This window comes from Gulosibacter massiliensis, from assembly GCF_900626105.1.
Classification (GTDB): Bacteria; Actinomycetota; Actinomycetes; order Actinomycetales; family Microbacteriaceae; genus Gulosibacter; species Gulosibacter sediminis.
In genome coordinates, this window is sequence record NZ_UYZX01000001.1 from 63627 (window position 1) to 90615 (window position 26989).

Sequence of the window (26989 nt, forward strand, 5' to 3'; positions counted from 1 at the left end):
CGTGAATCGTGGGGTGATGTGGAGTAAAGTGGTGCGAGATGGCATGAGGTGGTCTGAAGGTGGTGAACACCACCGCGAGCAGGAGGGGAGGGCGCACCGATGTTTCTCGGCACGTACTCACCGAAGCTCGACGAGAAGGGCCGTCTGATCTTGCCCGCGAAGTTTCGCGACCAGCTCACTGAGGGGGTCGTGCTCACCCGCGGGCAGGAACGCTGCATCTACGTGTTCTCGAATGCCGAGTTCGAGGGCTTTCACGACCGCATCCGCCAGGCACCTGTGACGAGCAAGCAGGCGCGCGACTACCTACGACTGCTGCTCTCCGGCGCCCACGCCGAAACCCCCGACAAGCAGGGGCGCATCACGATCCCGCAGCAGCTGCGGCAGTACGCAGGACTAGACCGCGAACTCGCCGTTATCGGCGCGGGCAGTCGCGCCGAAATCTGGGGCGCTGAGTCGTGGAACACCTACGTCGCCGCGAACGAAGCGGCATTCTCTGAGACCGCCGAGGAGGTGATCCCGGGCTTGTTCTAGCCCTGCCGCGTGGCCCCAGGTCGGTCACCCTGACGCACCTTCCCCGGCGCCAGGTTGAGTGACTCGGGACCACGAGGCAGGGAGGAACCCTCCGGAACGATATGGACCGTGACCTCAGCTCCATCCACATCCCCGTCATGCGTGAACGGGTCGTCGAGATGGTCTCGCCCTCGCTCACCAAACCCGGCCCGATCTACGTCGACTGCACCCTCGGCATGGGCGGCCACGCCGAGGCGGTGCTGCGGGCGAACCCGAATGCGCGCCTCGTTGGCATCGACCGTGACACGGCGGCGCTCGACGTGGCGCGGGCCCGTCTCGCCGACTTCGGCGACCGCACGCACTTCGCGCACGCCGTCTACGACGAGTTCGATGAGGTGCTCGATGACGCCGGCATCGACGAGGTTGACGCAGTGTTCTTCGACCTCGGCGTCTCGTCGCTGCAGCTTGACGAGGCCGAGCGAGGCTTCTCGTACATGCAAGACGCCGCGCTCGACATGCGCATGGACCAAACCCGCGGCGTCACCGCGGCCGACCTCATCGCCGAGCTCAGCGAGGCCGAGCTGCGCGAACTCTTCTACCGCTACGGCGACGAAAAGCTCGCGCCCCGCTATGCCGGGGCGATCGTTCGTGCCCGCGCCGAGTCGCCGATCACGACGACGGGTCAACTCGTCGGCCTCCTCCAGCAGGCAACCCCGGCCGCGCGCAAGAACGCCGGGCACCCCGCCAAGCGCGTCTTTCAGGCGCTTCGGGTCGAGGTGAACGGCGAGCTCGACGCCCTTGAGTCGGCGCTGCCGCAGGCGCTTGGGCGTGTACGGGTCGGCGGCCGAGTCGCCGTCGAGTCCTACCAGTCGCTCGAGGACCGCCTCGTGAAGCGGCTGTTTCAGCTGCGCAGCACTTCAGATGCGCCGCGCGGCCTGCCCATGACTCCCGAACAGATGCAGCCGGAGTTTCGACTGCTCACCAGGGGCGCCGAACAAGTTCACGACGAAGAAGCCCGCGAGAACCCGAGAGCCAAGCCTGTGCGCCTGCGCGCCGTCGAGCGAATTCGGAGCCACACCGCATGACCGCAGCAACGTCACCCAGCAAGCAGCCGCAGTCGACCCCGCGGCCGGCGCTCCGCCTGATTCCGGGACTGCGCCGCCGCCCCAACATTTCGGGCCGCATGATTGTCATCGCGGTAGTCGTGCTGCTCGGCGCCTTCGCGATTCAGCTCGCGCTGTCGATGGCGATCATCCAGGACGCCTACCGGGCCGACGACCTCGAAAGCCAGCAGCTCGAGCTCGAGCGCGAACACACGGCCGCGCTCGAGGCGTCCGACGCCGCATCCTCGCCCCAGCAGCTCGCGCAGCAGGCGACCGACCTCGGCATGGTGCCGAGCACGGGCAACTCCTACCTTGACCTCGCGACGAGCCAGATCGTTGACTCCGGCAACGGTGCGCCCGCGCAGGCGAGCCCAATTGACCCCTCGCTCGTGCCGAACCAGGTACTCGAACCCGAGGAGTCCGCGAAGGATGCTGAGAACGCCGACGGCTCCGGAGCGTCAAACACGAAGGCCGACGAACCTGCCGTACCGTCGGAGTTCGAACTCAGCTCGCCCTCGACGCACTAGCCAGTGCGGCCTCGGGCCGCTGGCCCACCGCATGGAAGGAGCGTACGGATGGCCAAGACGCGTCGGCGTCGAACGGGCAGTCGTGCGACTCCCATTCTCGTGGTGATCGCGCTCGTCGTGATCGTGTTTGCGGGGCGACTCGTGAGCCTGCAGGTCATCGACGCGAACGCGATCAGCGCTGAGGCTGACGGCCGACGCGGGCAAACCTCCACGCTCTACGGCACCCGCGGTTCGATCACTGCCGCAAACGGCACCATGCTCGCCTCGAGCGTCGACCGCTTCGACATCACCCTCGCCCCGGTGAACATGCGCGACTTCAAGCGGCTCGACCCCGAGACGAACAAGTATGTCGACGTGACGGTCAAGGAGTCGCTCGAGAAGATTGCCGAGCTGACTAACCAGGACGCCTCCGACCTCGCCTCGTCGGTGGATGCGGTGCTGGCGGCGAACCCGGACGCCGCGTTCGGCTACCTCGCGCAGGGCGTCACGCTCGAGCAGTACCAGGCCGTGCGCGACCTCGGCATTCCGTGGGTCTACTTCGAGCGGCACCCCGAGCGCACTTACCCGAATGGCGCCGTGGCCGGTAACCTCACGGGCTTCGTGGGCTCGGACGGCACCCCGCTGTCCGGTCTCGAGCTGCAGTACGACCAGTGCCTCGCCGGGCATAACGGCAAGGAGAGCTTCGAGCGTTCGGCCGACGGCGTCTCGATTCCCGGTTCGGTCGTCACGCTGAGCGAACCGGTGCAGGGTGGCACGCTCGAACTCAGTATCGACAGCGACACCCAATGGCGTACGCAGCAGATCATCGCCGAGCAGGTCGAGAAAACCAACGCGCTCTACGGCACCATCACGGTCGTTAACGTGAAGACCGGCGAGCTCGTGGCGGCGGCCGAGTACCCGACCGTCGACCCGAACGAGCCGGGCGAGAGCGACACCGATGACCGCGGTGCCAGAACCTTCACGGCGCCATACGAGCCGGGTTCGATCATGAAGCCGCTGACGGCGTCGATGCTTTACGACCAGGGCCTCGTTGACCCCGACGAGACCATCACGGTGCCCGACACCTGGGACCAAAAAGGTGCGAAGTTCGGTGACGATGCACCGCACGATCCCGTCGAAATGAATACGAACGGCGTGCTGACCGAGTCGTCAAATGTCGGCACGGCCACGTTCGCCGACCGGCTCTCGCCCGAGGCGCGACACGACTACCTGCTGAGCTACGGCCTCAATGAGCAGACCGGCGTCAACTTCCTCGGTGAGGAGTCTGGCATCGTCCGCCCCGCCGACGAATGGGATCCACAGACGAACTACGCGACGACCTTTGGCCACGGCCTCACCGCTACCGTCGCGCAGATGGCGAGCGCCTACCAGGCCCTCGCGAACGGCGGTTCGCACATTCCGCTGCAGCTCGTGCTCGGCTGCACGCAGGAGGATGGCACAGTTACCGACCAGCCCGACACCACACCGACGCAGGTGGTGTCGTCAGAGGCGGCGGAGCTCGCGCTCGAGGGCATGGAATCGGTTGCCCGCGAGGGCTGGCTCGCCGACCAGGTCGAGGTCCCCGGCTACCGCGTCGGCATCAAGACGGGTACCTCCGAGCGCGTCGATGCCGACACCGGCACGTACATCGTGGGCTCGAACAACGTGTCGATGGCCGGGGTAGCCCCAATGGATGATCCACAGTACGTGGTGCTGGTCACGCTGGCCGACCCGACTACCATCACTACCAGCGCTGCCACTGCGCCCGCATGGCAGTCGACCATGTCGTACGTGCTGTCGTCGAACAATGTGTCGCCATCGCCACAGCCGTACCCCGATATCAATATCGTCCACTAGCAGCAGGAAGACCTTGCCCACAGACAGTATTCGCCCCCACCATGCCGCGGCGCGCATCCTCTCCGAGATGTGCGCCGAGTTCGGGCTGAATGAACCCGAAGGATCCGATCTCGAGGCCATCGAGGTGACCGGCGTCAGCAGTGATCACCGCAGTGTTGAGGCGGGCGACGTCTTCGTCGCGATTCCCGGCGTGCGTACCCACGGCGCCGAATTTCTCGACGAGGTCGTCGAGGCAGGTGTCGTCGCCGTGTTGACCGACCCCGCGGGTGCTGAACGCGCGACCCACCTCGAGGTGCCCGTCATCGTCATCGACGAGCCGCGGCTGGCCCTCGGTCATGTCGCGAAGTGGGTCTACCGCACCGACCCCGAGCAGCCGCGGCTCTTCGGCGTCGCCGGCACGATCGGCAAGACGAGCGTGAGCTACCTCATCGCCGACCTGTTCGGCCGCATCGGTGTCGCGAGCGGCCTGTCGACCTCGATCGCCCGTCGCGTCGACGAGCAGCACGTCATCGCCACCCTGACGACGCCGGAGGCCGACGACCTGCACGCCCTCGTCGCGCGGATGCGTGAGGTCGCCGACCGCGTCGCCGCCATCGAGATCTCGGGTCACGCGCTCAGCGGCCAGCGCCTTGCGGGCCTCGAGTTCGCCGTGGTGGGCCCCTTCACCTTCAGTGCCAGTGATGACGCGGCGGCCGACTTCTTTGCGCTGCACCGCCTGCTGCTCGACCCAGAGGTCGCCTCGGCGGCGGTCATCAACATTGACAGCCAAGTTGGGCGCGACCTCGTCGAGGCAGCCCGCATTCCGGTCGCCACACTCAGCGCCGACCCCGAATCCGGCGCCGACTGGCTGGTCCAGTGGAACAGCATCGACGGCGGCACCGAGTTCACCGTGCGCGGCCACGACGACCGCGTTGTCGCGAGCCACATCACCAAGCCCGGTCGCCTCGCAGCGTTGAACGCAGCTGCGGCCATCGTCATGATCGCCGAGGGCGGCTGGGCCACCGAGCAGATTCAGGACGCGCTCGATCGCACGGGAGGCTTCGACGTACCGATTCCCGGCCGCCTTGAGCGCATCCGCGCCACTGGCGACGGGCCCGAGGTGTTCGTCGACGGGGATGAGCGCACCGACGCGATTCGCGGCTCACTTGAGGCCCTCCGCGGGGAGGGCGCCGACGCGCCGCACCTCGTGGTGCATCCGAGCGATGCCGCCGCCATCGAGGAGTTCGCTCAGCTGCGTGACCTGACAGCCAAGAAACCAATCGTGATTACCCAGGCCTCGGCCGACTCCGTGCCCGGGCTCCTGCTCGAGACGGATGCGGCGGCAGCCCTCCAGCGCGCGTCGCGTGACGCTGGCCGCGGCGGGCGCATCCTGTTCGTCGAACCCCGCGCCGACGCGCTGCGCGTCATCGACGAGGGCAAGGTCGTCGACCCGACCGTCGAACTCGTGCGCGACGCGCTCGCCGACGCCGGCTGGTAGCCGCGCTTCACCCATCCGCGCGCACCCGTGCGCATCCGACTACAAAGGCCCAAACCATGATTGCAATGACCCTCGCGGAAATCGCGTCCGCGACCGCGGGCACGCTGGTGCTGCGCGGCGACGCGACCGAGGCGACGACCGTGCGCGGCCTCAGCGACACCGACTCGCGCAAGATCACCCCAGGCGACATCTTCTTCGCGAAGCCGGGCGAGGTCACCGACGGCCACCTGTTTGCGCCCGCCGCGGTCGAGAACGGCGCGGCCCTGCTCATCGTCGAACACGAACTCGACCTTGACGTGCCGCAGGTTGTCGTCGCCGATACGGTGCTCGCGCTCGGTGCCCTCGCCACCGAGGTGGTCGCGCGGGTGCGGGCCCTCGGCCGCCTGCGCGTCGTCGCGGTGACCGGCTCGAACGGCAAAACCACGACGAAGAACCTGCTGCGCGAGACGTTCGCGCGCCGGGGCAACGTCGTTGCGCCGATCGGCTCGTTCAACAACGAGGTCGGGGCACCCACCACCTTCCTCGAGGTGACGGAAGAGACCGACTGGCTCGTCGCCGAGATGGGCGCGAGCGGCCTCGGCCACATCGAACGGCTCGCGAAGATGGCGCGACCCGACGTGGGCATCGTGCTCATGGTGGGCCTAGCCCACGCCGGCGAGTTTGGCGGCATCGACAACGTCGAGCGGGCGAAGTCGGAAATGGTCGAGGCGCTCGGCGCCGACGGTGTCGCGGTTCTCAACGCCGATGACCCCCGCGTTGCGCGGATGGCCGCGAAGGCACCGGGCCGCGTCGTCTGGTTCGGCCGGGGCGCGAACGCTGAGGTGCGCGCTGATGACGTGAGCGTTTCCGGCGACGGCACCCGCTTCACGCTGCGCGTGCCGGGGGAAGAGCCTGAGCAGATTCACTTCCCGGTCATCGGCGAACACCACGTCATGAACGCGCTCGCCGCCGCAGCGGCCGCGCACGTCGAAGGCGTGTCGGCGGCCGAGGTCGCCGCGGTGCTTCGCGAGGTGACGCGCGCGGAGCGGGGACGCATGGAGGTGCTCACGCGTGAGCCGCTCACGGTCATCAACGACGCCTATAACGCGAACCCGAACTCGATGTCGGCGGCCCTGCGCACGCTCGCGCAGATTGCGGCCGAGGGGCAGCGCACGGTCGCCGTGCTTGGACCGATGTCGGAGCTCGGCGAGTATGCCGTGACTGAGCACGACAAGCTCGGCGAACTCGCGGTTCGACTCAACATTGACCGAATCGTTGTAGTTGGGCGTGACGCCAGGCCGCTCTACCTCGCCGCGATCGCGCAGGGGAGCTGGAATAATGAGGCGTCATTCACCGAAGATGCCGATGCCGCATACGAGCTGCTTACGAGTGAGCTGCGCGACGGCGACCTCGTGCTGGTGAAGTCATCGAACTCCGCGGGGCTCATGAAGCTCGCTGACCGACTCGGAGAATATGTGAAGGGACGTATCTCGTGATTGCAATCCTCATCGCCGGCGCGGTCGGGATGCTGTTTACGCTGACGCTCACGCCGGTGTTTATCCGGCTATTTAACAAGCTTCGGTGGGGTCAGTACGTTCGCGAGGATGGTCCGAAGGAGCATTACGCGAAGCGCGGTACCCCGACCATGGGTGGCATCGTCTTCGTGCTCGCCACCCTGGTGGCCTACTTCTTCGCGGTGCTCGTCACACAGACGCAGCCGACCGCCGCGGGCCTGCTCGTGCTGTTCATGATGGTCGGCCACGGGCTCGTCGGTTTCATCGACGACTTCCTCAAGGTGCGCAAGCATCAATCGCTCGGCCTCGGCGGTTGGCAGAAGATCGCCGGTCAGGTCATCGTCGCGGCGCTGTTCGCCCTCATCGGCCTGCAGGTGACGAACGAGCTCGGCGTCCCCCTCATCTCGAGCGAGGTGTCGGTGATCCGCGACACCGGCATCGACTTCATGGCGCTCGGCGTCGTTGCGGGCACGATCCTCGTCGTCATCTGGATTGTCGCCATCACCACGTCGGCCTCGAACGCGGTCAACGTCACCGACGGCCTCGACGGGCTCGCGACCGGCGCGTCGATCTGCGCGATCGGCACCTACGGCATCATCGGCTACTGGCAGTTCAACCAGCTGTGCGGCAGCGACCGCCTCTCGAATCAGGTCGCGGGCGCGTGCTACGAGGTCTACGCGCCGCTCGACATGACCATCGTCGCGGCCGCCATTGTCGGTGCCCTCATCGGGTTCCTCTGGTGGAACACCTCGCCGGCGAAGCTCTTCATGGGCGACACCGGTTCGCTGGCTCTCGGCGGCGCGCTCGCCGCGTTCGCGATCATTACCCGCACCGAGCTCCTGCTCGTCATCATCGGCGGCCTCTTCGTCATCGACACCGGCTCGGTCATCGTGCAGCGTCTCTACTTCAAGGCCACGGGCGGCAAGCGCATTTTCTTGATGAGCCCGATCCACCACCACTACGAGCTCAAGGGCTGGGCAGAGCAGACCGTCGTCGTGCGGTTCTGGATCGTCGCCGGGCTCTTCGCCGTTGCGGGCCTCGCGATCTTCTACGCCGAGTGGTCGCTCGCGAGCGGGATGGTCGAATAATGAGCGCGCGCACCGACGCACTGACCAGCTGGCATCACGACTGGAGCGGCCTCAAGGTTGCTGTGTTTGGCCTCGGGATGACCGGGTTCGCCGTGGCCGACACGCTCGCCGAACTCGGCGCCGACGTGCTCGTCATCGCAGGCAAGCCCGACGACGATCGCGAGCGCATCCTTCAGGTGCTGAACGTTCCGCTCGTGCTCGCTCCGCAGCAGGATGCGGTGCCGAGCGAACTCGTCGACTTCGCCCCCGAGCTGGTGGTCACCTCGCCCGGCTACGCGCCGCACCACGCGCTGCTGCGCTGGGCTGAAGCGCAGGGACTGCCGGTGTGGGGCGACATTGAGCTCGCCTGGCGCCTGCGCGACAAGACCGGTACGCCCTCGCAGTGGCTGCTCGTCACCGGTACGAACGGGAAGACCACGACAACGCAACTCACCGCACACATGGTGGCTCGCGGCGGTGTGCGCGTCGCGCCGGCCGGCAACATCGGCATCCCTGTGCTCGACGCGGTGCGCGACCCCGAGGGCTTCGAGGTCCTCGTCGTCGAAATCTCGAGCTACCAACTGCACTACACCCACACCGTTTCGCCATGGTCGAGCGTTGTGCTCAACATCGCCGAAGACCACCTCGATTGGCACGGCAGCTTCGACGCGTATCGGGCGGCGAAGGGTCGGGCCTACGACCGCACGCAGCAGGCGTGTGTGTACAACCTCGGCGACCCAGAGACCGAGCGGCTCGTCGAGCAGGCCGACGTGATCGACGGGGCTCGCGCCATCGGCTTTGGCGTCGACGTACCAGCGCCGAGCAACTTCGGTGTGGTTGACGGGCTCCTCGTCGACCGGGCTTTCCTCGACGACCGCCGCAACTCGGCGCTCGAGCTCGCAACCCTCGACGACCTCCGGGCCCGCAACCTCGGCGCGCGTCACCTCGTCGAGGACGTGCTCGCGGCGGCCGCGCTCGCGCGCTCCTACGGCATCGAGCCGGCGGCGATTCGCGAGGCGATCATCACGTTCACGCCCGACCAGCACCGCAACGAGCTCGTGCTCCACGAGGCCGGCGTCATGTGGGTCGACGACTCGAAGGCGACGAACACGCACGCGGCTGAGGCCTCACTGTCGGCCTATCGCTCGGTGATCTGGGTGGTCGGCGGCCTGCTCAAGGGCGTCGACATCTCGCCGCTCGTGGCCGCGCACGCGCCCCGCCTGCGTGCCGCGGTCATTATCGGCGTCGATCGGCATGCTGTGCGCGAGGCGTTCGAGCAACACGCGCCCGCCGTGCCGCTCATTGAGATCGACGTGCGCGAAACTAGTGAGGTCATGCCGGAGGTCGTTCGTCGCGCCGCCGAAGTGGCACAGGACGGCGACACCGTGCTACTCGCACCGGCGGCGGCATCCATGGATCAGTTCGACAGTTATGGCGACCGCGGCGACAAGTTCCGCGCGGCAGTAGAGCGCATCGCGCAGGGGGGAGCAGGCCAGGATGCCGCAACCCCAGGCGACGAAGCGTAACGCGACGGGGGCCGCGACGAGCGGCTCGGCCTACCGCATCAAGCTCTTCTCGAGCGAGCACCCCGCGAACCTCAACGCGACGCTGCTGCTCGGCATCATCCTTGTGCTCGTGGCCTTCGGCCTCATCATGGTGTTGTCGAGCTCGGCAGTCGAGGAGTTCGCAGCGGGGAACACGTTCTCGACGAAGTTCCTCAAGCAGCTCATCTTCGCCGCAATTGGCCTGCCGCTCATGTGGATCGCGTCGCGCGTGCCGCTGCAGTTTTGGACCGGCTCGTTCGCCTGGCTCGCGCTCGGTGTTGCCGTGGTCATGCAGGCCCTCGTGTTCACCCCGCTCGGCACCGAGATCAACGGCAACCGCTCGTGGCTCGACCTCGGACCCACGACGGTGCAGCCCGCCGAGTTCGCGAAGGTCGCGCTCGTCATGTGGCTCGGCATGATCATCGCTCGCAAGGGTGACAAGCTGACGCAGCTGAAAGAGGTGATCGTACCGATCGGGCTGCCGGTCGGCGTTGTGATCCTGCTCGCGCTGCTCGGCAAGGACCTCGGCACCGTCATGGTGATCGGAGCCCTCGTGCTTGGCGCGCTTTGGTTCGGTGGCCTGCGCGCCCGCTACATCATCGGTGCGACGCTGTTCGCCGTTGTCGGCGCCGTGACGATGGCGGTTGTCTCACCCAACCGAGTCGCCCGCATCACGAGCTTCTTCGACGGCTCGTGCGACTACGAGGGCCTCTGCTGGCAAACCTCGCACGGCTTCTTCGCCCTCGCGAGCGGCGGCATCTTCGGTGTCGGGCTCGGCAACTCGACGGCGAAATGGTCGTGGCTCCCCGAGGCTGACAACGACTTCATCTTCGCGATCATCGGCGAGGAATTCGGCCTCATTGGCGCCCTCGCGGTGATTCTGCTCTTTGCGGCACTGGCGGTCGTGCTGCTGCGCATCTGGCGCGAGACCGACAACGTGGCGGGCCGCACGCTCGTCGGCGGCGTGCTCGTCTGGTTCATCTTCCAGGCGTTCGTCAACATCGCCGTCGTGCTCGGACTCCTGCCGGTACTTGGCGTGCCATTGCCGCTGTTGAGCTCCGGCGGCTCGGCCCTCATCACTTCGCTGTTCTCGGTCGGCCTCGTGCTCTCGGTCGCGAAGGACAACGCGAAGCGGCAGGCCGCAGCGAACCCCAAACCATCCTCCGGCTCCGCGAGCTCGCGGCCGTCGTCACGAAAGGCACCAAGGGCATGACCACATACCTGCTCGCGGGCGGAGGCACCGCCGGCCATGTCAACCCGCTGCTCGCCACGGCCGACAGTATCCGCGCAGCGCATCCCGACGCGACGGTGCTCGTGCTGGGCACCAAGGAGGGCCTCGAGACGCGGCTCGTGCCCGAACGCGGCTACGAGCTACTCACGATCGACAAGGTGCCGTTCCCTCGCCGGCTCAACGGGGCCGCGGTGAAGTTCCCCGTGCGATTCCAGCGCGCCGTACGGCAGGTGCGCGAAATTATCCGCGACCGCGGGGTGGATGTTGTGGTCGGCTTCGGCGGCTTCGCCTCCACTCCCGCGTATGTCGCGGCCCGCAAGCGCGTTCCCGTGATCGTGCACGAGGCGAACGCCATCCCTGGGCTGGCGAACCGCCTCGGAGCTAAGTGGGCCGCGGGCGTCGCCGTGGTGTTTCCGAACACGCCCCTCGCCGGGGCGAAAGCCCTCGGTATGCCGCTGCGGCGCGAGATCGCCGAGCTCGACCGCGAGGCGAGCCGTGCCGAGGCGATCGACTACTTCGGGCTCGACGCCGAGCGACGCACCCTTGTCGTGACGGGCGGCTCGCAGGGCGCGAAGCGCATCAACGAGACCATACGCGAGCTCGGCCCGAAGCTCGTTGGCGGGGCGCACGGCGACGACGCCTGGCAGGTCGTGCACATCGTCGGCCGGCTCTCGCCATTCGACGACCCACAGCTGCCGCACTACCACGTCGTCGAATACTGCGACCGCATGGACCTCGCGTTCGCGGCTGCCGACTTCATCGTCACTCGAGCCGGCTCCTCGACGGTCTCCGAGCTGTCGGCCGTTGGCTTGCCCGCGCTCTATGTGCCATATGCCGTCGGCAACGGCGAGCAGGCGAAGAACATCGCGACCCTGCTCGAGGCGAACGCCGCCATGACCATTGCCGACGGCGAGTTCCTCCCGGCGCGCGTCGAGGGCGAGCTCCTGCCCGTGTTGGCCGATGCCGCGCGGCGCACCGAGTTCGGTCGCCGAGCGGGCCAACTCGGTGCCAGGGATGCGGCCGAGCAGCTGCTCGCCATGATCGACGCGGCCGTCGCGGATGCGGCGCGTGGCGCCCGAGCCTAATTTGGCCGAGCCGACTATCCTGAAACGCTGGCGGCGGCGCGATTCGAGCGTCGCCTTGAAGGAGAAGCACCGTGATTAGCCCCGACGCGAACGCACAGATTCCTGAGGTGATTCGTCACGCCCACTTCATCGGCATCGGCGGCTCTGGCATGAGCGGCATCGCCACGATGTTCCTGCAGCGCGGCGTCACCGTCTCGGGCTCCGATCGCTCGGGCAACGACTACACCGAGAAGCTCGCGCAGGCTGGCGCGACGGTCTCGATCGGGCACGACGCCGCGAACCTCGACGAGTCGGTTGACACCGTCGTCGTCACCTCGGCGCTTTGGCCTGACAACCCGGAGCTCGTGCTCGCGCGCGAACGCGGCCTGAACATCCTGCACCGCTCGCAGGCGCTGGTCTGGTTGACTCGCGCCGCGCGCGTGGTCGCCGTCGCCGGGGCGCACGGCAAGACCACGTCGACGGGCATGATCGCAAGCTCCCTGCTCGAACTCGGGGCCGACCCGAGCTTCGTCAACGGTGGCGTCATTAGCTCGCTCGGCACGAATGAGCACCTCGGGGCCGACCGCGAGTTCATCGTGGAGGCCGACGAGTCCGACGGCTCGTTCCTCTTCTACGACACCTCGATCGCGCTCATCACCAACGTCGACAACGACCATCTCGACCACTACGGCACCGAGGAGGCCTTCGAAGCGGCGTTCGTGCAGTTCGCGAACCGGGCGAACGAGGCCGTCATCGTCTCGGGCGACGATCGACTCGCGGTTGAAATCACCGCGAAGCTCGAGCACCCCCACGTGGTGCGCTTTGGTGAAGGCGAGCACAACGATGTTCGCGTCACGAACATCACCACGGCCGACGGCGGGGTCGCGTTTGACCTCACCGCCAACGGCATGACAGTGCCCGCGCAGCTTGCGGTGCCCGGCCGCCACAACGCCCTCAACGCCGCAGGTGCCCTTGCCGTGCTGCTTCACCTCGGCTTCACGCTCGAGGCTGCCGCAGCATCCCTGCGCGCCTTCGGCGGCACAAAGCGGCGCTTTGACCTCCAGGGCGAGGTCGACGGCGTTCGCGTCTACGACGACTACGCCCACCACCCGGCTGAGGTCGAGGCGGCGCTCTCAGCGGCGCGCACCGTCGTGGGTGAGGGCCGCATCATCGCAGTGCACCAGCCGCACCTGTTCTCGCGCACGCAGGCCATGAGCGATGTGTTCGCCGAAGTCTACGAGCGCCTGGCCGACCACACGATCGTGCTCGATGTCGACGGCGCCCGCGAAGACCCGGTGCCGGGCGTCACGGGCGCGCTCGTGTCGGAGGCATTCAGCGACGCAAGCCTCGTCGAATACCAGCCCGACTGGAGTGACGCGGCGCAGGCCGTTGCCCGCGTCGCCGAACCCGGCGACTACGTCATCACCCTCGGCTGCGGCAATGTGTACCGCATCGTGCCGCAGCTGCTCGACGCGCTGCGTGAGCGCGACGCAGATGGAAGCGGGCGTGACTAGCGGCACTCCAGAGGACCAGGGCGGCGCGCGTCGTCGCGGTGGCATCGGCGCCGTCTGGCGCGCGAGCCTCGCTCGGCGTCGCCATGATCGCGCCGAGGTGCGTCGATTTACCCGCCGGCGCGTCGCTCGACGCCGCGGCTGGCTCATCGGGCTGAGCTCGTTCGCCCTGCTTATCGCGTTTGTCCTCGTCGCGGTGTTTACACCGCTCATGAGCGTGCGCACGATCGAGGTCGAGGGCACCTCACGACTCGACCCCGCGGCTGTGCAGGAGGCGCTTGCGCCGCTCGAGGGGAAACCGCTCGCGCAGGTGTCGAACGCCGACGTTGAGGCGCTGCTCGAGGAGTTCGTGCTCGTGCAGAGCTACACCGTGCAGCGCACACCACCCTCGACGCTCGTCGTGCAGCTCGTCGAACGCGAGCCCATCGGCCGGTATGAGCACGATGCGGGCGAGGCCGTTGTTGACGCGGCCGGCGTCGTACTCTGGCAGGTCGGCGGCGAGGGCGCGCCCGACGAGGAGCTCACGCTGCCGGTGATGGATGCGGGCTCGCTCGGCTCCGAGGCTTTCCTGGCTGCGGGGCGCGTGTCGCTCGCGCTACCGAGCGACTTCCGTGCGCAGGTCGCAAAGATCACCGCATCCTCGTCCGAAAGTGTCGTGCTGCACCTCACGAGCGGCGCGACCGTGACGTGGGGTAGCGCTGAGGACTCGCAGCGCAAGGCGCAGGTGCTCACCTCGTTGATCACTGCGACACAGGACGTCGGCATCTCGTCGTACGACGTTTCGAGTCCCGACACGCCGGTCACCCACTAGGCGGAAAGCTTCAACCCGGGGTTGAAGCGATTTGGGCCACCTGGGCAACACGCCCGGCATGCCTGGGGTGCGGGCGCAATTCCCGCTTCTAGGGTTGCTCTCGAAATCCCGCCCAACACGACCACGACAAAGGGGCCGCTCACGTGTCGAACACCAGTGCAGCAACGAACAACTACCTCGCCGTAATCAAGGTCGTCGGCGTTGGTGGCGGTGGCGTGAATGCCGTGAACCGAATGATCGACATCGGTCTGCGCGGCGTTGAGTTCATCGCGATCAACACTGACGCGCAGGCGCTGCTGATGTCGGACGCCGACGTCAAGCTCGACGTCGGCCGCGAACTTACCCGTGGCCTCGGCGCCGGCGCCGACCCGGAGATTGGCCGTCGCGCCGCCGAAGACCACGTTGAGGAGATCGAGGAGGCGCTCACCGGTGCCGACATGGTCTTCGTCACCGCCGGTGAGGGTGGCGGCACCGGTACGGGTGGCGCGCCCGTCGTCGCGCGCATCGCGAAGTCGCTCGGCGCTCTCACCATCGGTGTCGTCACGAAGCCGTTCTCGTTCGAGGGTCGTCGCCGCGCCGACCAGGCCGAACACGGCGTCGCCGCGCTCAAGGAGCAGGTCGACGCGCTCATCGTCGTGCCGAACGACCGCCTGCTCGCGATCAGCGACCGCGGCATCTCCATGCTCGAGGCGTTCGCCACAGCCGACCAGGTGCTCCTCGCCGGTGTGCAGGGCATCACCGATCTCATCACCAATCCGGGCGTGATCAACGTCGACTTCGCCGACGTGAAGTCGGTCATGCAGGGTGCCGGTTCGGCCCTCATGGGTATTGGTACCTCGCGCGGCGCTGACCGCTCGGTGAAGGCCGCCGAACTCGCGGTCGCGTCGCCGCTGCTTGAAGCCTCGATCGAGGGCGCGCACGGCGTGCTCCTGTCGGTGCAGGGTGGCTCGAACCTCGGCATGTTCGAGGTCGCCGAGGCCGCGCAGCTCGTACGCGACGCCGTGCACGAGGGCGCGAACATTATTCTCGGTACCGCGGTTGACGACACTCTCGGCGACGAGGTGCGCGTGACGGTCATCGCCGCCGGCTTCGACGGTGGCCAGCCCCGTCCGCTCGACGAGGCAGAGATCCCGAAGTCGGCGCCGAGCCCGCTGCCCTCGCTCGAAGAGGCCACCGCGCGCAACCAGTCGGCGAAGCAGGAGGAGCCGCAGGCACCGGCCTACGCCTCGACCAACACCTCGACCAACGCCTCGAACTCGGCCAACGCGGCAGGCTCGACCGAGCAGCCGGCCGAGCGCAAGCCCGCCGAAGAGGCGGCCCCGCGTCTCGGCGAGAGCCCCGCGTGGTCGACCGCCGAGGCGCCGACCATCTCGCCGCGCCAGACCGAGTCGCCCTATGCCGACGCCTCGTACGGTGAGGACGAGAACGACCTCGACATCCCCGACTTTCTGCGCTAGATCGTCGTGACCACTACGCCCGTTTCGCCCTCGTGGGGGAGTGACGCAGAGCTCGCGCACCGTCTCGAGACGGTGCGCGAGCGCATTTCTGCTGCCGCGGACGCAGCCGGCCGCTCTGCGGAACAGATCACGCTCGTCGCTGTCACGAAGTTCCACGACCCCGAAATCGTGCGCGCCCTTGCTGAGCTCGGCGTGCGTGACTTCGGTGAGAACCGCCACCCAGAATCGCGGCTCAAGGCCGAGGTTGCCCACGAGGTGGCGGACGCCCAGCTGCACTTCATCGGACAGCTCCAACGCAACAAGGCCCGGCAGGTCGCGCGCTACGCCGACGTCATCGAGTCCATCGACCGCGAGGACCTCGTCGAGGCCCTCGGGAAGCTCGAGGACGTGACGGTCGATGTGACGATTCAGCTCTCGATCGATGGCGACACGAGCCGCGGAGGCGTGCCGCTGACCGAGGCTGAGTCGCTCGCCGAGCGCATCCTCGCAACTCACACGCTGCGGCTTCGCGGCGTGATGACCGTCGCCCCGATCGACATGGAGCCCGAGGCCGCGTTCGCGCAGGCGCGCGAAACTTCGGAGCGCATCCGCACCCTCGCGCCCGACGCAGATTGGCTGTCGATGGGCATGTCTCACGACTTCCATTCAGCAATTTCACAGGGAGCAACACACCTGCGAATCGGCGAGGCAATCACCGGAAAACGGTCCGGCCAGCAATAACGTGGAGTAACACCAATCACAGGAGGCAACAATGGCTAACCCCCTTCGCAATGCCATGGTCTACCTCGGCCTCGCCGAGGAGCAGGAAGAGACCACTGCGACGACCGCATCCGCACGCCCGGCACCGGCGCCGGGGGCCGTGCAGACCGACCGCGTCGAGGCGGTGCAGGAGGAAGAGTTCTCGGCCCCCGTGACGCCGATCAAGCCGACGATGACCCCCGCGCCAGCTCCGAAGCCCTCGACCACAGCAGTTGGAGAGATGAACGAAATCCTCACCGTCCACCCGAAGGCCTACGACAAGGACGCCCAGCTCATCGCCGAGAGCTTCCGCGACGGCGTGCCCGTCATCATGAACCTCTCGCAGATGACCGACGCCGACGCGCGCCGCATCATCGACTTCGCGTCGGGCCTCACCCAGGGTCTCAACGGTCGTATCGAGCGCGTCACGAACCGCGTGTTCCTGCTCACGCCCGAGCACGTCAACGTGCACGGTGACGAGCAGCACGTTCGCAACGACGACCCGACCTTCTTCGCCTAGGCGGTAGGGCCTCGGGCCTCCAGGTGTGATCACCTCGGCGGTGCACCGAATACGGTGCGCCGCCGATGGCTGTTTTCCCAGAGCCTGGCAGAATAACTAGGTGGTCGCTCGCCCGACCGCTTGAACCTCACAGAAAGCGCGCCCCCTTTGGCTCTCATTGGCACGATCCTGCTGATCGCCCTGCAGCTCTACAACTTCGTCATGTGGGCGCGGCTCATCCTCGATTGGGTGGTTGTGCTCGTGCCGAGCTTCCGGCCGCGCGGCTTCGTGCTGTTGCTGGCCGAATTCGTCTACACGCTGACCGATCCACCGCTGAAGTTCGTGCGCCGCTGGATCAAGCCGGTGCGGGTTGGTCCTGTCGCGCTCGACCTCGCCTGGATCGTCGTGATCATCGCGCTGAGCGTGCTCTCGATCGTCGTGCGGAGCATCTTCTTCTAAGACTTGCCCGCTATCGTGGACGGGTTCACCGCTAGGGAATGTGACGAACGTGGCACAAGTACCGTAGTGTGATCGGTACCAAACTTCTTGTCGAAACGAAAGGGTCGGAAATGGCACTGACTCCGGAAGACGTGGTCAATAAGCGTTTTCAGCAGACGAAGTTCCGGGAGGGATACGACCAGGACGAAGTAGACGACTTCCTTGATGAAGTTGTTGTTGAACTGCGTCGCCTGATCGCCGAGAACGACGAACTGCGCACTGAAAACGAGCGACTGCAGTCGGAGGGTGCGTCCGCACCCGCGGCGGCAGCGCAGGCCCAACCCGAAGCACCTGCCGAGTCCGAGGCCGAAGCGCCCGAGGCACCGGCCAAGCAGGAGGCCCCCGCGGCTCCGGCTCCCGCAGCTCAGGCCGCTGCACCTGCCGCCGCGCTCGGCGCTGGCGAAGACGAGGCAGCGTCGAGCTCTTCGCTCCTTGCCCTTGCCCGTCGGCTCCATGACGAGCACATCGCCGAAGGTACTCGCACCCGCGATCAGCTCATCAAGGAAGCCGAGACGAAGGCGTCGAAGCTCGTTGCTGATGCCGAGGCCGAGGCGAAGAAGCGCAAGGCCGACGCCGAAGCGGTCGCGACCAAGCTTGTTCAGGAGGCCGAGGCCGCCGCGACTAAGCGCACTCAGGACTCGCAGACCAACGCGAACCGCCTGGTGAGCGAGGCTGAAAACAAGGCGAAGACGCTGATCACGAATGCGGAGACCCGCGAGCGCGAGATCACGACGAGCCTTGAGAACACGAAGAGCCGACTCGAGGAGCGCATCGAAGAGTTGCGCGGCTTCGAGGCGAGCTACCGCACGCAGCTGCGCAGCTACATCGAGGGTCAGCTCGAAGAATTCACTGCTTCAAGCAACGAGCTCGACGGTGGCGAGGCGAAGAACTAGCACCGCGTGAGCGATGAATTCCCCAAACGGCGAGTCCGGCCAGGAGTCCTTACACTCCTGGCCGGAATCGCTGTTGTTTGGTTTTCCCTCGACCAATTCACCAAGCACCTCGTCGAAACCAACCTGACGGAAGGCGAGGTCGTGCCGGTGCTCGGCAGCGCCCTGCAGTGGTATTTCGTGCGCAACCCTGGTGCGGCCTTCTCGATGATCGCCGACATGACATGGATCCTCACGGTCGTGGCCACCGCGGTCGTCGTCGTCATCGTCGTGCTCGCCCGGCGCATCCAGTCGAAGTGGTGGGCGCTCGTGTTCGGCCTCGTGCTCGGCGGTGCGCTCGGCAACCTCGTGGATCGACTGTTTCGGCCGCCGTCGTTCGGTGAGGGACACGTCGTCGACTTCATCTCGACGCCGTGGATGATGCCGGCGATCTACAACGTCGCCGACATCGGCGTGGTCGTGGGGATGTGCCTGTTCGTGCTGCTCACGATTCTCGACGTCGGCCTTGACGGTCGTCGTCGCAGGCGCAGCGACGACGAGCCGGCGGATGACGTCGAGTCGACGCCCGACGGAAGCACACGAGCCTAGGCATGGAATCACGCATGCTTCCGGTGCCCGATGGCCTCGACGGCGAGCGGGTGGATGCCGGGGTCTCGAAGCTCCTCGGGCTCAGCCGTTCGCGCGTTGCAGCGATCGCAGATCGGGGCACGGTGCGCCTGGACGGCCGGGTCGTCGGCAAATCGGACCGCCTGCGGGCCGGCGCGATGCTCGACGTCGAGTGGGAACCCGAGCGGCCCCTCCAGGTTGAGCCGATCGAGGTGCCCGAGCTCGAGATTGTCCACGACGAGACGAGCTTCGTCGTGGTGATGAAGCCGGTCGGCGTCGCCGCGCATCCCTCGGTGGGTTGGACTGGCCCGACTGTGCTCGGCGCGCTCGCTGCGGCGGGCTTCCGCATCTCGACCTCTGGGCAGCCGGAGCGCCAGGGCATCGTGCACCGCCTCGACGTCGGTACGAGCGGCCTGATGGTCGTGGCGAAGACCGAGCGCGCCTACTCGGTGCTCAAGCAGGCGTTCCGCGACCGCACCGTCGACAAGACGTATCACGCGGTCGTGCAGGGGCTGCTCGATCCGCTCTCGGGCACGATCGACGCGCCGATCGGCCGGCATCCCGGCTCGAGCTGGAAGTTCGCGGTGGTCGCTGGCGGCAAGCCGTCAATTACCCACTATGAGACGCTTGAGGCGTTCCGCCGCGGCTCGCTCATCGAAGTGCACCTCGAGACGGGCCGCACACACCAGATCCGCGTGCACACGTCGGCTCAGCACCACCCGTGCATGGGCGACCCACTGTACGGCGGCGACCCGAAGCTCGCGGCCGCGCTGGGCCTCGAGCGGCAGTGGCTGCACGCCGTGAAACTCGGTTTCGAGCATCCCGAGCGTGGCGGCTACGTCGAGTTCAGCTCGGAGTATCCGGCCGATCTGCAACATGCCCTCGAACTCCTCCGGGCAGGTCAGCCCGAGTAGACTCGAGGCTTCGCAAGAGCTTGGAGGAACACCGTGGCGGCATCAGACTCGTTCGTTCACCTGCACAACCACACCGAGTATTCGATGCTCGACGGCGCGGCGAAGATTGAGGACATGATCAAACGCGCGGCCGAACTCGGTATGCCGGCGATCGCCACAACCGACCACGGCAACATGTTCTCGGCGTACGAGTTCTTCCGCACAGCGAAGCGCTACGACATTAAGCCGATCATCGGCACCGAGGCGTACCTCACGCCGGGCACACACCGTTCAGACCGCTCGCGCGTGCGTTGGGGCAACGGCGGCGGTGACGACGTCTCGGGTGGTGGCGCTTACACCCACATGACGATGCTTTCCGAGACCACCGAGGGCATGCACAACCTATTCCGACTTTCGTCGTACGCGTCGATTGAGGGGCAGTACTTTAAGCCGCGCATGGACCGTGAGCTGCTGCAGCGCTACGCCAAGGGCGTCATCGCGACGACGGGTTGCCCCTCGGGCGAGGTGCAGACGCGTCTGCGGCTAGGGCAGTGGGATGCGGCGGTCGAGGCCGCGGGGGAGTTCCGCGATATCTTCGGCAAGGACAACTTCTTCCTCGAGTTCATGGACCACGGGGTCGGCGTCGAGCGCCGCGTGCGCGATGACCTGCTCAAGCTGCGCGACCACATGGACCTGCCGATGGTCATCACGAACGACCTCCACTACACGCACAAGGAAGACGCAGTCGCACACTCGGCGCTGCTCTGCGTGCAGTCGGGTTCGACCCTCGACGACCCGAATCGCTTCAAGTTCGACGGCGAGGGGTACTACCTCAAGACCGCCGAGGAGATGCGGCACCAGTTCCGCGAGTTCCCTGAGGGCTGCGACAACACCCTCCTGATCGCCGAGCGCTGCTCGGCCGCCTTCGACGAAGAGGCAAACTACATGCCCGCGTTCCCGGTACCCGAGGGCGAGACCGAGGCGACGTGGTTCGTGAAAGAGGTCGACCGCGGCCTGCACTACCGCTACGGCGACACGATCCCCGATGACGTGCGCAAGCAGGCCGACTACGAGATCGGCATCATCACCCAGATGGGCTTCCCGGGTTACTTCCTCGTTGTTGCCGACTACATCCAGTGGGCGAAGCAGAACGGCGTGCGCGTCGGCCCGGGCCGCGGCTCGGGCGCCGGCTCGATGTGCGCCTACGCGATGCGCATTACCGACCTCGACCCGCTCGAGCACGGCCTGATCTTCGAGCGCTTCCTCAACCCCGACCGCGTCTCGATGCCCGACTTCGATATCGACTTTGACGACCGTCGCCGCTCCGAGGTGATCCACTACGTCACCGAAAAGTACGGCGACGAGTACGTCGCGCAGATCGTTACGTACGGCACGATCAAGTCGAAGCAGGCGCTAAAGGATGCCTCGCGCGTGCTCGGCTACCCCTTCTCGGTCGGCGACCAACTCACGAAGGCGATGCCCGAGGCGATTATGGGCAAGGACATCCCGCTCGCCGGTGTCTACGACACGACGCACCCGCGCTACAAGGAAGCGGGGGAGATGCGTGCCGTCATCGAGTCGAACCCCGACTTCCAGAAGGCGTTCGAGACCGCGAAGGGCATCGAGGGCCTGAAGCGCCAGTGGGGTGTGCACGCGGCCGGCGTGATCATGTCATCGCAGCCGATCATCGACGTGATCCCGCTCATGAAGCGTGAGCAGGACGGCCAGATCGTCACGCAGTTCGACTACCCCTCGTGCGAGTCGCTCGGCCTGATCAAGATGGACTTCCTCGGGCTGCGCAACCTCACGATCATCTCGGATGCGCTCGAGAACATCACGCAGAACCGCGGCGAGACGATCGACCTCGAGACCCTCGAACTCAACGACAAGGCGACGTACGAACTCCTGAGCCGCGGCGACACGCTCGGCGTGTTCCAGCTCGATGGCAACGGCCTGCGCTCGTTGCTGCGCCTCATGCGCCCCGACAACTTCGACGACGTTTCGGCGACCATCGCGCTGTACCGCCCCGGTCCCATGGGCGCGAACTCGCACACGAACTACGCGATGCGCAAGAACGGCCAGCAGCCGATCACGCCGATCCATCCCGAGCTCGAAGAGCCGCTCGCCGACATCCTCTCGGAGTCGTACGGCCTCATCATCTACCAGGAGCAGGTGATGGCGATCGCGCAGAAGGTCGCTGGCTACACGCTCGGCCAGGCCGACCTACTGCGTCGCGCGATGGGTAAAAAGAAGAAGTCCGAGCTCGACAAGCAGTTCGCGATCTTCTCGGAGGGCATGAATCAGAACGGCTTCTCGGATGCGGCCGTGAAGGCGCTCTGGGACATCCTGCTGCCGTTCTCGGACTACGCGTTCAACAAGGCGCACTCGGCCGCGTACGGCGTGATCTCGTACTGGACCGCGTTCCTCAAGACGCACTACGCGCCCGAGTACATGGCCGGCCTGCTCACCTCGGTGGGTGACTCGCGCGACAAGCTCGCCGAGTACCTCAACGAGTGCCGCCGCATGCGCATCCAGGTGCTGCAGCCCGACGTGAACGAGTCGACCCTGCGCTTCCGCGCTGTCGGCCACGACATCCGCTTCGGCCTCGGCGCCGTGCGGAACGTGGGCGAGCAGGTCGTCGCCGAGATCATCAAGGCGCGCGAGGACCAGGGTGACTTCACCTCGTTCCACGACTTCCTCAAGAAGGTGCCGATCTCGGTCGCGAACAAGCGCACCGTCGAATCGCTCATCAAAGCAGGTGCCTTCGACACGATGGGCCCGACGCGCCGCGCGCTGCTCGAGATTCACGAGGACGCGATCGACGCGGCCGTAAGCCGCAAGCGCAACGAGGCCCATGGCCAGGTCGACCTCTTCGCGGGGCTCATGGAGTTCGAGGAAGAAGAGCAGGTGGTGCCGGAGCGCCCAGAGTTCACGCGCAAGGACAAGCTCGCCTTCGAGCGGGACATGCTCGGCCTCTACGTATCTGACCATCCGCTCAAGGGGCTTGAGGTCGAGCTGTCGAAGCTCTCGGCCACGCCGATCCTCGACCTCGTCGGCGACACCGAGGTACGCGATGGCGAGCAGGTGCAGATCGCCGGGCTCATTACGACGGTGCAGCACCGCGTGGCGCGCAACTCGGGCAACCCGTACGGCCTCGTCTCGCTCGAGGACTTCGGCGGCGAGATCACCGTCATGTTCCTCGGCAAGACCTACCTCGAATACCGCGATCAGCTCGAGAGCGACACGATCGCCGTGATTCGTGGCCGGGCGCAGCACCGCGACGACGGCATCAACATCACGGCGCAGGGAATCACGGTGCCGCACCTGTCGGTCGGCGACAACCCGCCGCTCACCCTGACGCTGCCCGATGTGCGGGCGACCGAGACGGTCGTGACCGAACTAGATGAACTCCTGCGCCGCAACATAGGCGAGTCGGAGGTGCGCCTGCACCTCGAGACGCAGCAATCGGTGCGCGTGTTCGAGCTGCCGCACCGGGTGTCGCTCGGGTCGGCGATCTACTCGGAGCTCGCTGCACTGCTCGGCCCCGGCTCGGTCAGCTAGCGACGGGTTCGGGGTGCGGGGCACCGCGCGCTCGTCATTAGAATGGGGTCACTATGATCCAGCTCATTGACCTGCGCGGCCGCGACCTTTCGGCCGCGCAGCTGCGCGACGCCCTGCCCCGCCCCGAGGTCGACGTGAGCCGTGCGCTCGCCGGCGCGACCCAGCTCATCCAAGACGTGCGCGAGCATGGGGCGGATGCGCTGCGCGAGCAGGCCGAGAAGTTCGATGGGGTGCGCCCTGAGCACCTCCGGGTGCCGCAGCAGGCCATTGATGACGCCGTCGCGGGGCTCGATGCGCAGGTGCGTGCCGGGCTCGACGAAATGATTCGCCGCGTGCGGCTCGGATCGGCGGCCCAGGTGCCGCCGCCCGCGCGCACCGAACTCGGGAACGGCGCCATCATCGAGCAGCGGTGGCAGCCGGTCGACCGCGTCGGGCTCTACGTACCCGGCGGTAAGGCCGTGTACCCCTCGAGCGTTGTCATGAACGTGGTACCCGCCCAGGCGGCCGGCGTGCGGTCGATCGCCCTCGCTTCGCCCGCGCAGGCCGAGTTCGGCGGGCTGCCGCACCCGACCATCCTTGCCGCCGCGGGCATCCTCGGCGTCACCGAGGTGTATGCGATGGGTGGCGCGGGCGCGATTGGCGCGCTCGCCTACGGTGTCGCCGAGCTCGACCTTGCGCCGGTCAACGTCATCACCGGCCCGGGGAATGTCTGGGTCGCGGCGGCGAAGCGGGCCGTCAGTGCCCAGGTCGGCATCGACGCCGAGGCCGGCCCCACCGAGATCCTCATCATCGCCGATGAGACCGCGCAGCCGCGGCTCATCGCCGCCGACCTGCTCAGCCAGGCCGAGCACGACGAGCTGGCCGCGGCCGTGCTCGTCACCGACAGCCAGACTCTCGCCGACGCGGTGGCGACCGAACTCGCGGCCATCGCCGCCGCGACCAAGCACGCCGAGCGCGTCAACGTCTCACTCTCGGGCCAGCAGTCGGCGATCGTGCTCGTCGACGACCTTCCCGCGGCCTGCGCCGTGTCGAACGTCTACGGCCCCGAGCACCTCGAACTTCACACCGCCGACGACGACGCGACGCTGCACAACATCACGAACGCGGGCGCGATCTTCCTCGGCCCGAACTCGCCCGTGCCGCTCGGCGACTACATCGCCGGATCGAACCACGTGCTGCCCACAGGCGGCCAGTCGGCGCACTCGGCCGGCCTCGGCGCCTACACGTTCCTGCGCGCCCAACAGATCATTCGCTACGACGCCGCGGCGCTCGCCGACGTCGCCGATCGCCTCAGCGCGGTGGCGCTCGCGGAAGACCTGCCGGCCCACGCCGCGGCGGTCGCCGCCCGCGCGACGACGGGGGAGTAGCGCCGTGCACTGCCCCTTCTGTCGCCACCCCGATTCGCGCGTCATCGACTCGCGCACCACCGATGACGGCTACGCGATTCGTCGTCGTCGCCAGTGCCCGAACTGCAATCGCCGCTTCTCGACGCTGGAGACCGCGAGCCTCAGCGTGATCAAGCGCTCAGGCGTCGCCGAGTCGTTCTCGCGTGACAAGGTGATGTCGGGCGTGCGCAAGGCGTGCCAGGGCCGCCCGGTCACCGATGCCGACCTCGCGCAGCTCGCGCAGAAGGTCGAAGAGACGATCCGGCAGTCTGGCGCTTCGCAGGTCGAGGCGAACGAGATCGGCCTCGCGATCCTGCCGTTCCTGCGCGAGCTCGACGACATCGCGTACCTCCGCTTCGCGAGTGTGTATCAGGGCTTTGCCTCGCTGAACGACTTCGAGCAGGCGATCCAACACCTCAAGCACGACGACATCGTGCCGAAGTACTCCGACGAGACCGTCGACGGCGAGCCGCTCGACCAGTCCGAATAGCGAAGGAATCCCAGTGCTACTGCAACTCGCTCGAGCCGGTTACCGCGTTGTCTTCAACTGCGTCTTTCGACGCATGGATGCCGAGAAGGCCCACCACTTCGGTGCCACGGTAATCCGCTGGATCGGGTCGCTGCGACCGCTCGCGGCGGTGCTCGGTCGCTTCACCAAGCCGGATGCGCGGCTGCGCACGAGCGCGCTCGGACTCGAGTTCCCCTCGCCCTTCGGCCTCGCGGCCGGCTTCGACAAGAATGCCGACATGGTTGACGGCCTCGCGGCGCTCGGCTTCGGCCACGTCGAGGTGGGCACCGTGACGCCGCTCGCGCAGCCGGGCAATCCGAAGCCGAGGATGTACCGTCTGCCCCGCGACCGTGGCCTGATCAACCGCATGGGCTTCAACAACGACGGCGCCGAGGGGGCCGCGGCGTCGCTGCGCGCGCGCCGCAACCGCGGTGCCATCGTCGGTGTCAACATCGGCAAGAACAAGCTGACACGTGATGAGGATGCGGTCGCCGACTACGTTGCCGCGGCGAAGGCCGTGCGCGACGAGGCCGACTACCTGGTCATCAACGTGTCGTCGCCGAATACTCCGGGCCTTCGCGGTCTGCAGGAGCTTGACGCGCTCGAGCCGATCCTGCGCGAGACCCTCGATGCGGCCGACGGTGTGCCCCTGCTCGTCAAGATCGCGCCCGACCTTGAGAACGACGCGATCCAGCGCATCGGCGAGCTCGTGCGACGTGTCGGGCTCGCGGGCGTCGTCGCGACGAACACGACGATCTCGCGTGCTGGCCTGCGCGCCCCCGCCCGCGTCGTCGAGGCGTACGGCGCCGGCGGCCTTTCGGGGGCGCCGCTCGCGAACCGCTCGTTCGAAGTGCTGCGCCTCGTGCGGGCCGCGCTCGGCGACGACCTCTGCGTCATCTCGGTCGGCGGCGTCACTGGCGCCGGCGATGTGCGCGCGAGGCTCGACGCCGGGGCGACGCTCGTGCAGGGCTACACGGCGTTCCTCTATGAGGGACCGATGTGGGCCGCGGCGATCAACCGCGAGCTGGCGCGCTAGCGGCCGGTGAACTCGACCTTGTCGAAGCGCTTCACCTGCGGCTTCGGCATGCGCAGCATGCGGATCTGCATGCTGCGGCCCATGGCTTGGAAGAGGAAGCCCTTTTCGGCCTTGTCGTCGCCGACGACCTCGCGCACCTTGCGGCGAATCATTACGCCGTAGAGCAGACCCTCGGCGACGCAGAGCGCGAGGTAGACCCAGATGAACATCATCGCCCAGACTGCGGCGTTCGTCTGCGGAATGAATGTGGCGAAGATCACGAGGAACATGAGGGGGAGGAGCCACTCACCGAGCGTGATGCGCGCGTCGATGAAGTCGCGCAGGTAGCGCTTCTGCGGACCGCGCTCGTTCGGGCGCAGGTAGCGGTCGTCGCCCCGGGCCATGCCCTCGCGCGCCTTCTGCTGCTCGACCTGCATCTTGGCCCTCGACTGGCGTTTGGCCTCCTTGCGGTCCTCGGGCACGAGCGGGCGGAAGTTCGCCGCCTCGGCGTCCCTACGGCGCGGCGTTGGTCCCTTCTTGGCCGGGGCCTGAGCGGCCTCGTCGCTCGACTCGGGGACGTTCTGCTCGCTCGCCGAATTCTTCGCCATGGTGTCCTTCTACGTTGACTGCGGTATCCGCCAATTCTAAGCGACGCGGATGCGTCGGGCGCAGGTCCCGCAAGAATCGGCCGCGACGTTCGCAATTAGCAAATCTGTCGACGTCGGCACAACGGCGAATCGCGACTGTGACGGGGAATGACGACAC

At 67.1% G+C, this 26989-nt stretch carries 24 protein-coding genes; 23 read left to right on the forward strand and 1 reads right to left on the reverse strand.

Annotated features, from left to right (window positions below; genetic code table 11):
* Positions 1–99 precede the first annotated feature (99 nt).
* From mraZ to EJL01_RS00415, 23 genes are all read left to right on the forward strand, one after another.
* Positions 100–531, forward strand: coding sequence for a division/cell wall cluster transcriptional repressor MraZ (gene mraZ / locus EJL01_RS00305; protein ID WP_125105745.1), 432 nt, complete (start codon positions 100–102; stop codon positions 529–531).
* A 101-nt stretch (positions 532–632) separates the two neighbouring features.
* Positions 633–1595 (forward strand): 16S rRNA (cytosine(1402)-N(4))-methyltransferase RsmH, encoded by a 963-nt coding sequence (gene rsmH / locus EJL01_RS00310; protein ID WP_125105746.1) that lies wholly within the window; start codon positions 633–635, stop codon positions 1593–1595.
* Positions 1592–2140, forward strand: a complete 549-nt coding sequence (locus EJL01_RS00315) for a cell division protein FtsL (protein ID WP_125105747.1) — start codon at positions 1592–1594, stop codon at positions 2138–2140. Before rsmH ends, EJL01_RS00315 begins: the two co-directional genes overlap by 4 nt.
* A 48-nt stretch (positions 2141–2188) precedes the next feature.
* Positions 2189–3976: a peptidoglycan D,D-transpeptidase FtsI family protein gene (locus tag EJL01_RS00320; RefSeq protein ID WP_125105748.1), complete on the forward strand. Its 1788-nt coding sequence runs from the start codon at positions 2189–2191 to the stop codon at positions 3974–3976.
* 13 nt (positions 3977–3989) lie between these two features.
* Complete coding sequence (locus EJL01_RS00325) at positions 3990–5453, forward strand: Mur ligase family protein (RefSeq protein ID WP_164509671.1); 1464 nt, start codon at positions 3990–3992, stop codon at positions 5451–5453.
* A 56-nt stretch (positions 5454–5509) separates the two neighbouring features.
* Entirely contained in the window at positions 5510–6928 is a 1419-nt protein-coding gene (locus EJL01_RS00330; RefSeq protein WP_125105750.1) for a UDP-N-acetylmuramoyl-tripeptide--D-alanyl-D-alanine ligase, read from the forward strand.
* The gene (gene mraY / locus EJL01_RS00335) at positions 6925–8034 is read left to right on the forward strand and encodes a phospho-N-acetylmuramoyl-pentapeptide-transferase (RefSeq protein WP_125105751.1); all 1110 of its coding nucleotides are present in this window, start codon (positions 6925–6927) and stop codon (positions 8032–8034) included. The genes EJL01_RS00330 and mraY overlap by 4 nt, the downstream gene beginning before the upstream one ends.
* Positions 8034–9539, forward strand: coding sequence for a UDP-N-acetylmuramoyl-L-alanine--D-glutamate ligase (gene murD, locus EJL01_RS00340; RefSeq protein ID WP_125105752.1), 1506 nt, complete (start codon positions 8034–8036; stop codon positions 9537–9539). Before mraY ends, murD begins: the two co-directional genes overlap by 1 nt.
* Positions 9511–10770, forward strand: a complete 1260-nt coding sequence (ftsW, locus tag EJL01_RS00345) for a putative lipid II flippase FtsW (protein WP_125105753.1) — start codon at positions 9511–9513, stop codon at positions 10768–10770. The genes murD and ftsW overlap by 29 nt, the downstream gene beginning before the upstream one ends.
* On the forward strand, positions 10767–11873 hold the full coding sequence (locus tag EJL01_RS00350) for a UDP-N-acetylglucosamine--N-acetylmuramyl-(pentapeptide) pyrophosphoryl-undecaprenol N-acetylglucosamine transferase (protein WP_125105754.1): 1107 nt from the start codon (positions 10767–10769) through the stop codon (positions 11871–11873). The genes ftsW and EJL01_RS00350 overlap by 4 nt, the downstream gene beginning before the upstream one ends.
* 71 nt (positions 11874–11944) lie before the next feature.
* On the forward strand, positions 11945–13366 hold the full coding sequence (gene murC, locus EJL01_RS00355; RefSeq protein ID WP_125105755.1) for a UDP-N-acetylmuramate--L-alanine ligase: 1422 nt from the start codon (positions 11945–11947) through the stop codon (positions 13364–13366).
* On the forward strand, positions 13359–14174 hold the full coding sequence (locus EJL01_RS00360) for a cell division protein FtsQ/DivIB (protein ID WP_164509672.1): 816 nt from the start codon (positions 13359–13361) through the stop codon (positions 14172–14174). The genes murC and EJL01_RS00360 overlap by 8 nt, the downstream gene beginning before the upstream one ends.
* A 143-nt stretch (positions 14175–14317) precedes the next feature.
* Positions 14318–15631 carry a cell division protein FtsZ gene (gene ftsZ / locus EJL01_RS00365; RefSeq protein WP_125105757.1) on the forward strand — a complete coding sequence of 438 codons (1314 nt, stop codon included), beginning with the start codon at positions 14318–14320 and terminating at the stop codon, positions 15629–15631.
* A 6-nt stretch (positions 15632–15637) separates the two neighbouring features.
* The gene (locus tag EJL01_RS00370) at positions 15638–16351 is read left to right on the forward strand and encodes a YggS family pyridoxal phosphate-dependent enzyme (protein ID WP_125105758.1); all 714 of its coding nucleotides are present in this window, start codon (positions 15638–15640) and stop codon (positions 16349–16351) included.
* Positions 16352–16382: 31 nt separating this feature from the next.
* The gene (locus EJL01_RS00375; protein WP_125105759.1) at positions 16383–16889 is read left to right on the forward strand and encodes a cell division protein SepF; all 507 of its coding nucleotides are present in this window, start codon (positions 16383–16385) and stop codon (positions 16887–16889) included.
* Between the two features lie 147 nt (positions 16890–17036).
* Positions 17037–17327 (forward strand): YggT family protein, encoded by a 291-nt coding sequence (locus EJL01_RS00380; RefSeq protein ID WP_125105760.1) that lies wholly within the window; start codon positions 17037–17039, stop codon positions 17325–17327.
* Positions 17328–17437: 110 nt separating this feature from the next.
* Positions 17438–18259: a DivIVA domain-containing protein gene (locus EJL01_RS00385; protein ID WP_125105761.1), complete on the forward strand. Its 822-nt coding sequence runs from the start codon at positions 17438–17440 to the stop codon at positions 18257–18259.
* Positions 18260–18265: 6 nt separating this feature from the next.
* Entirely contained in the window at positions 18266–18844 is a 579-nt protein-coding gene (gene lspA / locus EJL01_RS00390; protein WP_241209061.1) for a signal peptidase II, read from the forward strand.
* Positions 18845–18846: 2 nt separating this feature from the next.
* Complete coding sequence (locus EJL01_RS00395) at positions 18847–19776, forward strand: RluA family pseudouridine synthase (RefSeq protein WP_125105762.1); 930 nt, start codon at positions 18847–18849, stop codon at positions 19774–19776.
* 33 nt (positions 19777–19809) lie between these two features.
* Complete coding sequence (gene dnaE / locus EJL01_RS00400; RefSeq protein ID WP_125105763.1) at positions 19810–23316, forward strand: DNA polymerase III subunit alpha; 3507 nt, start codon at positions 19810–19812, stop codon at positions 23314–23316.
* Between the two features lie 53 nt (positions 23317–23369).
* Positions 23370–24683: a histidinol dehydrogenase gene (hisD, locus tag EJL01_RS00405; RefSeq protein ID WP_125105764.1), complete on the forward strand. Its 1314-nt coding sequence runs from the start codon at positions 23370–23372 to the stop codon at positions 24681–24683.
* A 4-nt stretch (positions 24684–24687) separates the two neighbouring features.
* Complete coding sequence (gene nrdR / locus EJL01_RS00410) at positions 24688–25191, forward strand: transcriptional regulator NrdR (RefSeq protein ID WP_125105765.1); 504 nt, start codon at positions 24688–24690, stop codon at positions 25189–25191.
* A 13-nt stretch (positions 25192–25204) separates the two neighbouring features.
* Positions 25205–26245, forward strand: a complete 1041-nt coding sequence (locus EJL01_RS00415) for a quinone-dependent dihydroorotate dehydrogenase (RefSeq protein ID WP_125105766.1) — start codon at positions 25205–25207, stop codon at positions 26243–26245.
* Here the strand turns inward: EJL01_RS00415 and EJL01_RS00420 are convergent.
* The gene (locus EJL01_RS00420; RefSeq protein WP_125105767.1) at positions 26242–26832 is read right to left on the reverse strand and encodes a DUF3043 domain-containing protein; all 591 of its coding nucleotides are present in this window, start codon (positions 26830–26832) and stop codon (positions 26242–26244) included. The two genes, EJL01_RS00415 and EJL01_RS00420, sit on opposite strands and share 4 nt — an antisense overlap.
* Positions 26833–26989: the final 157 nt, after the last annotated feature.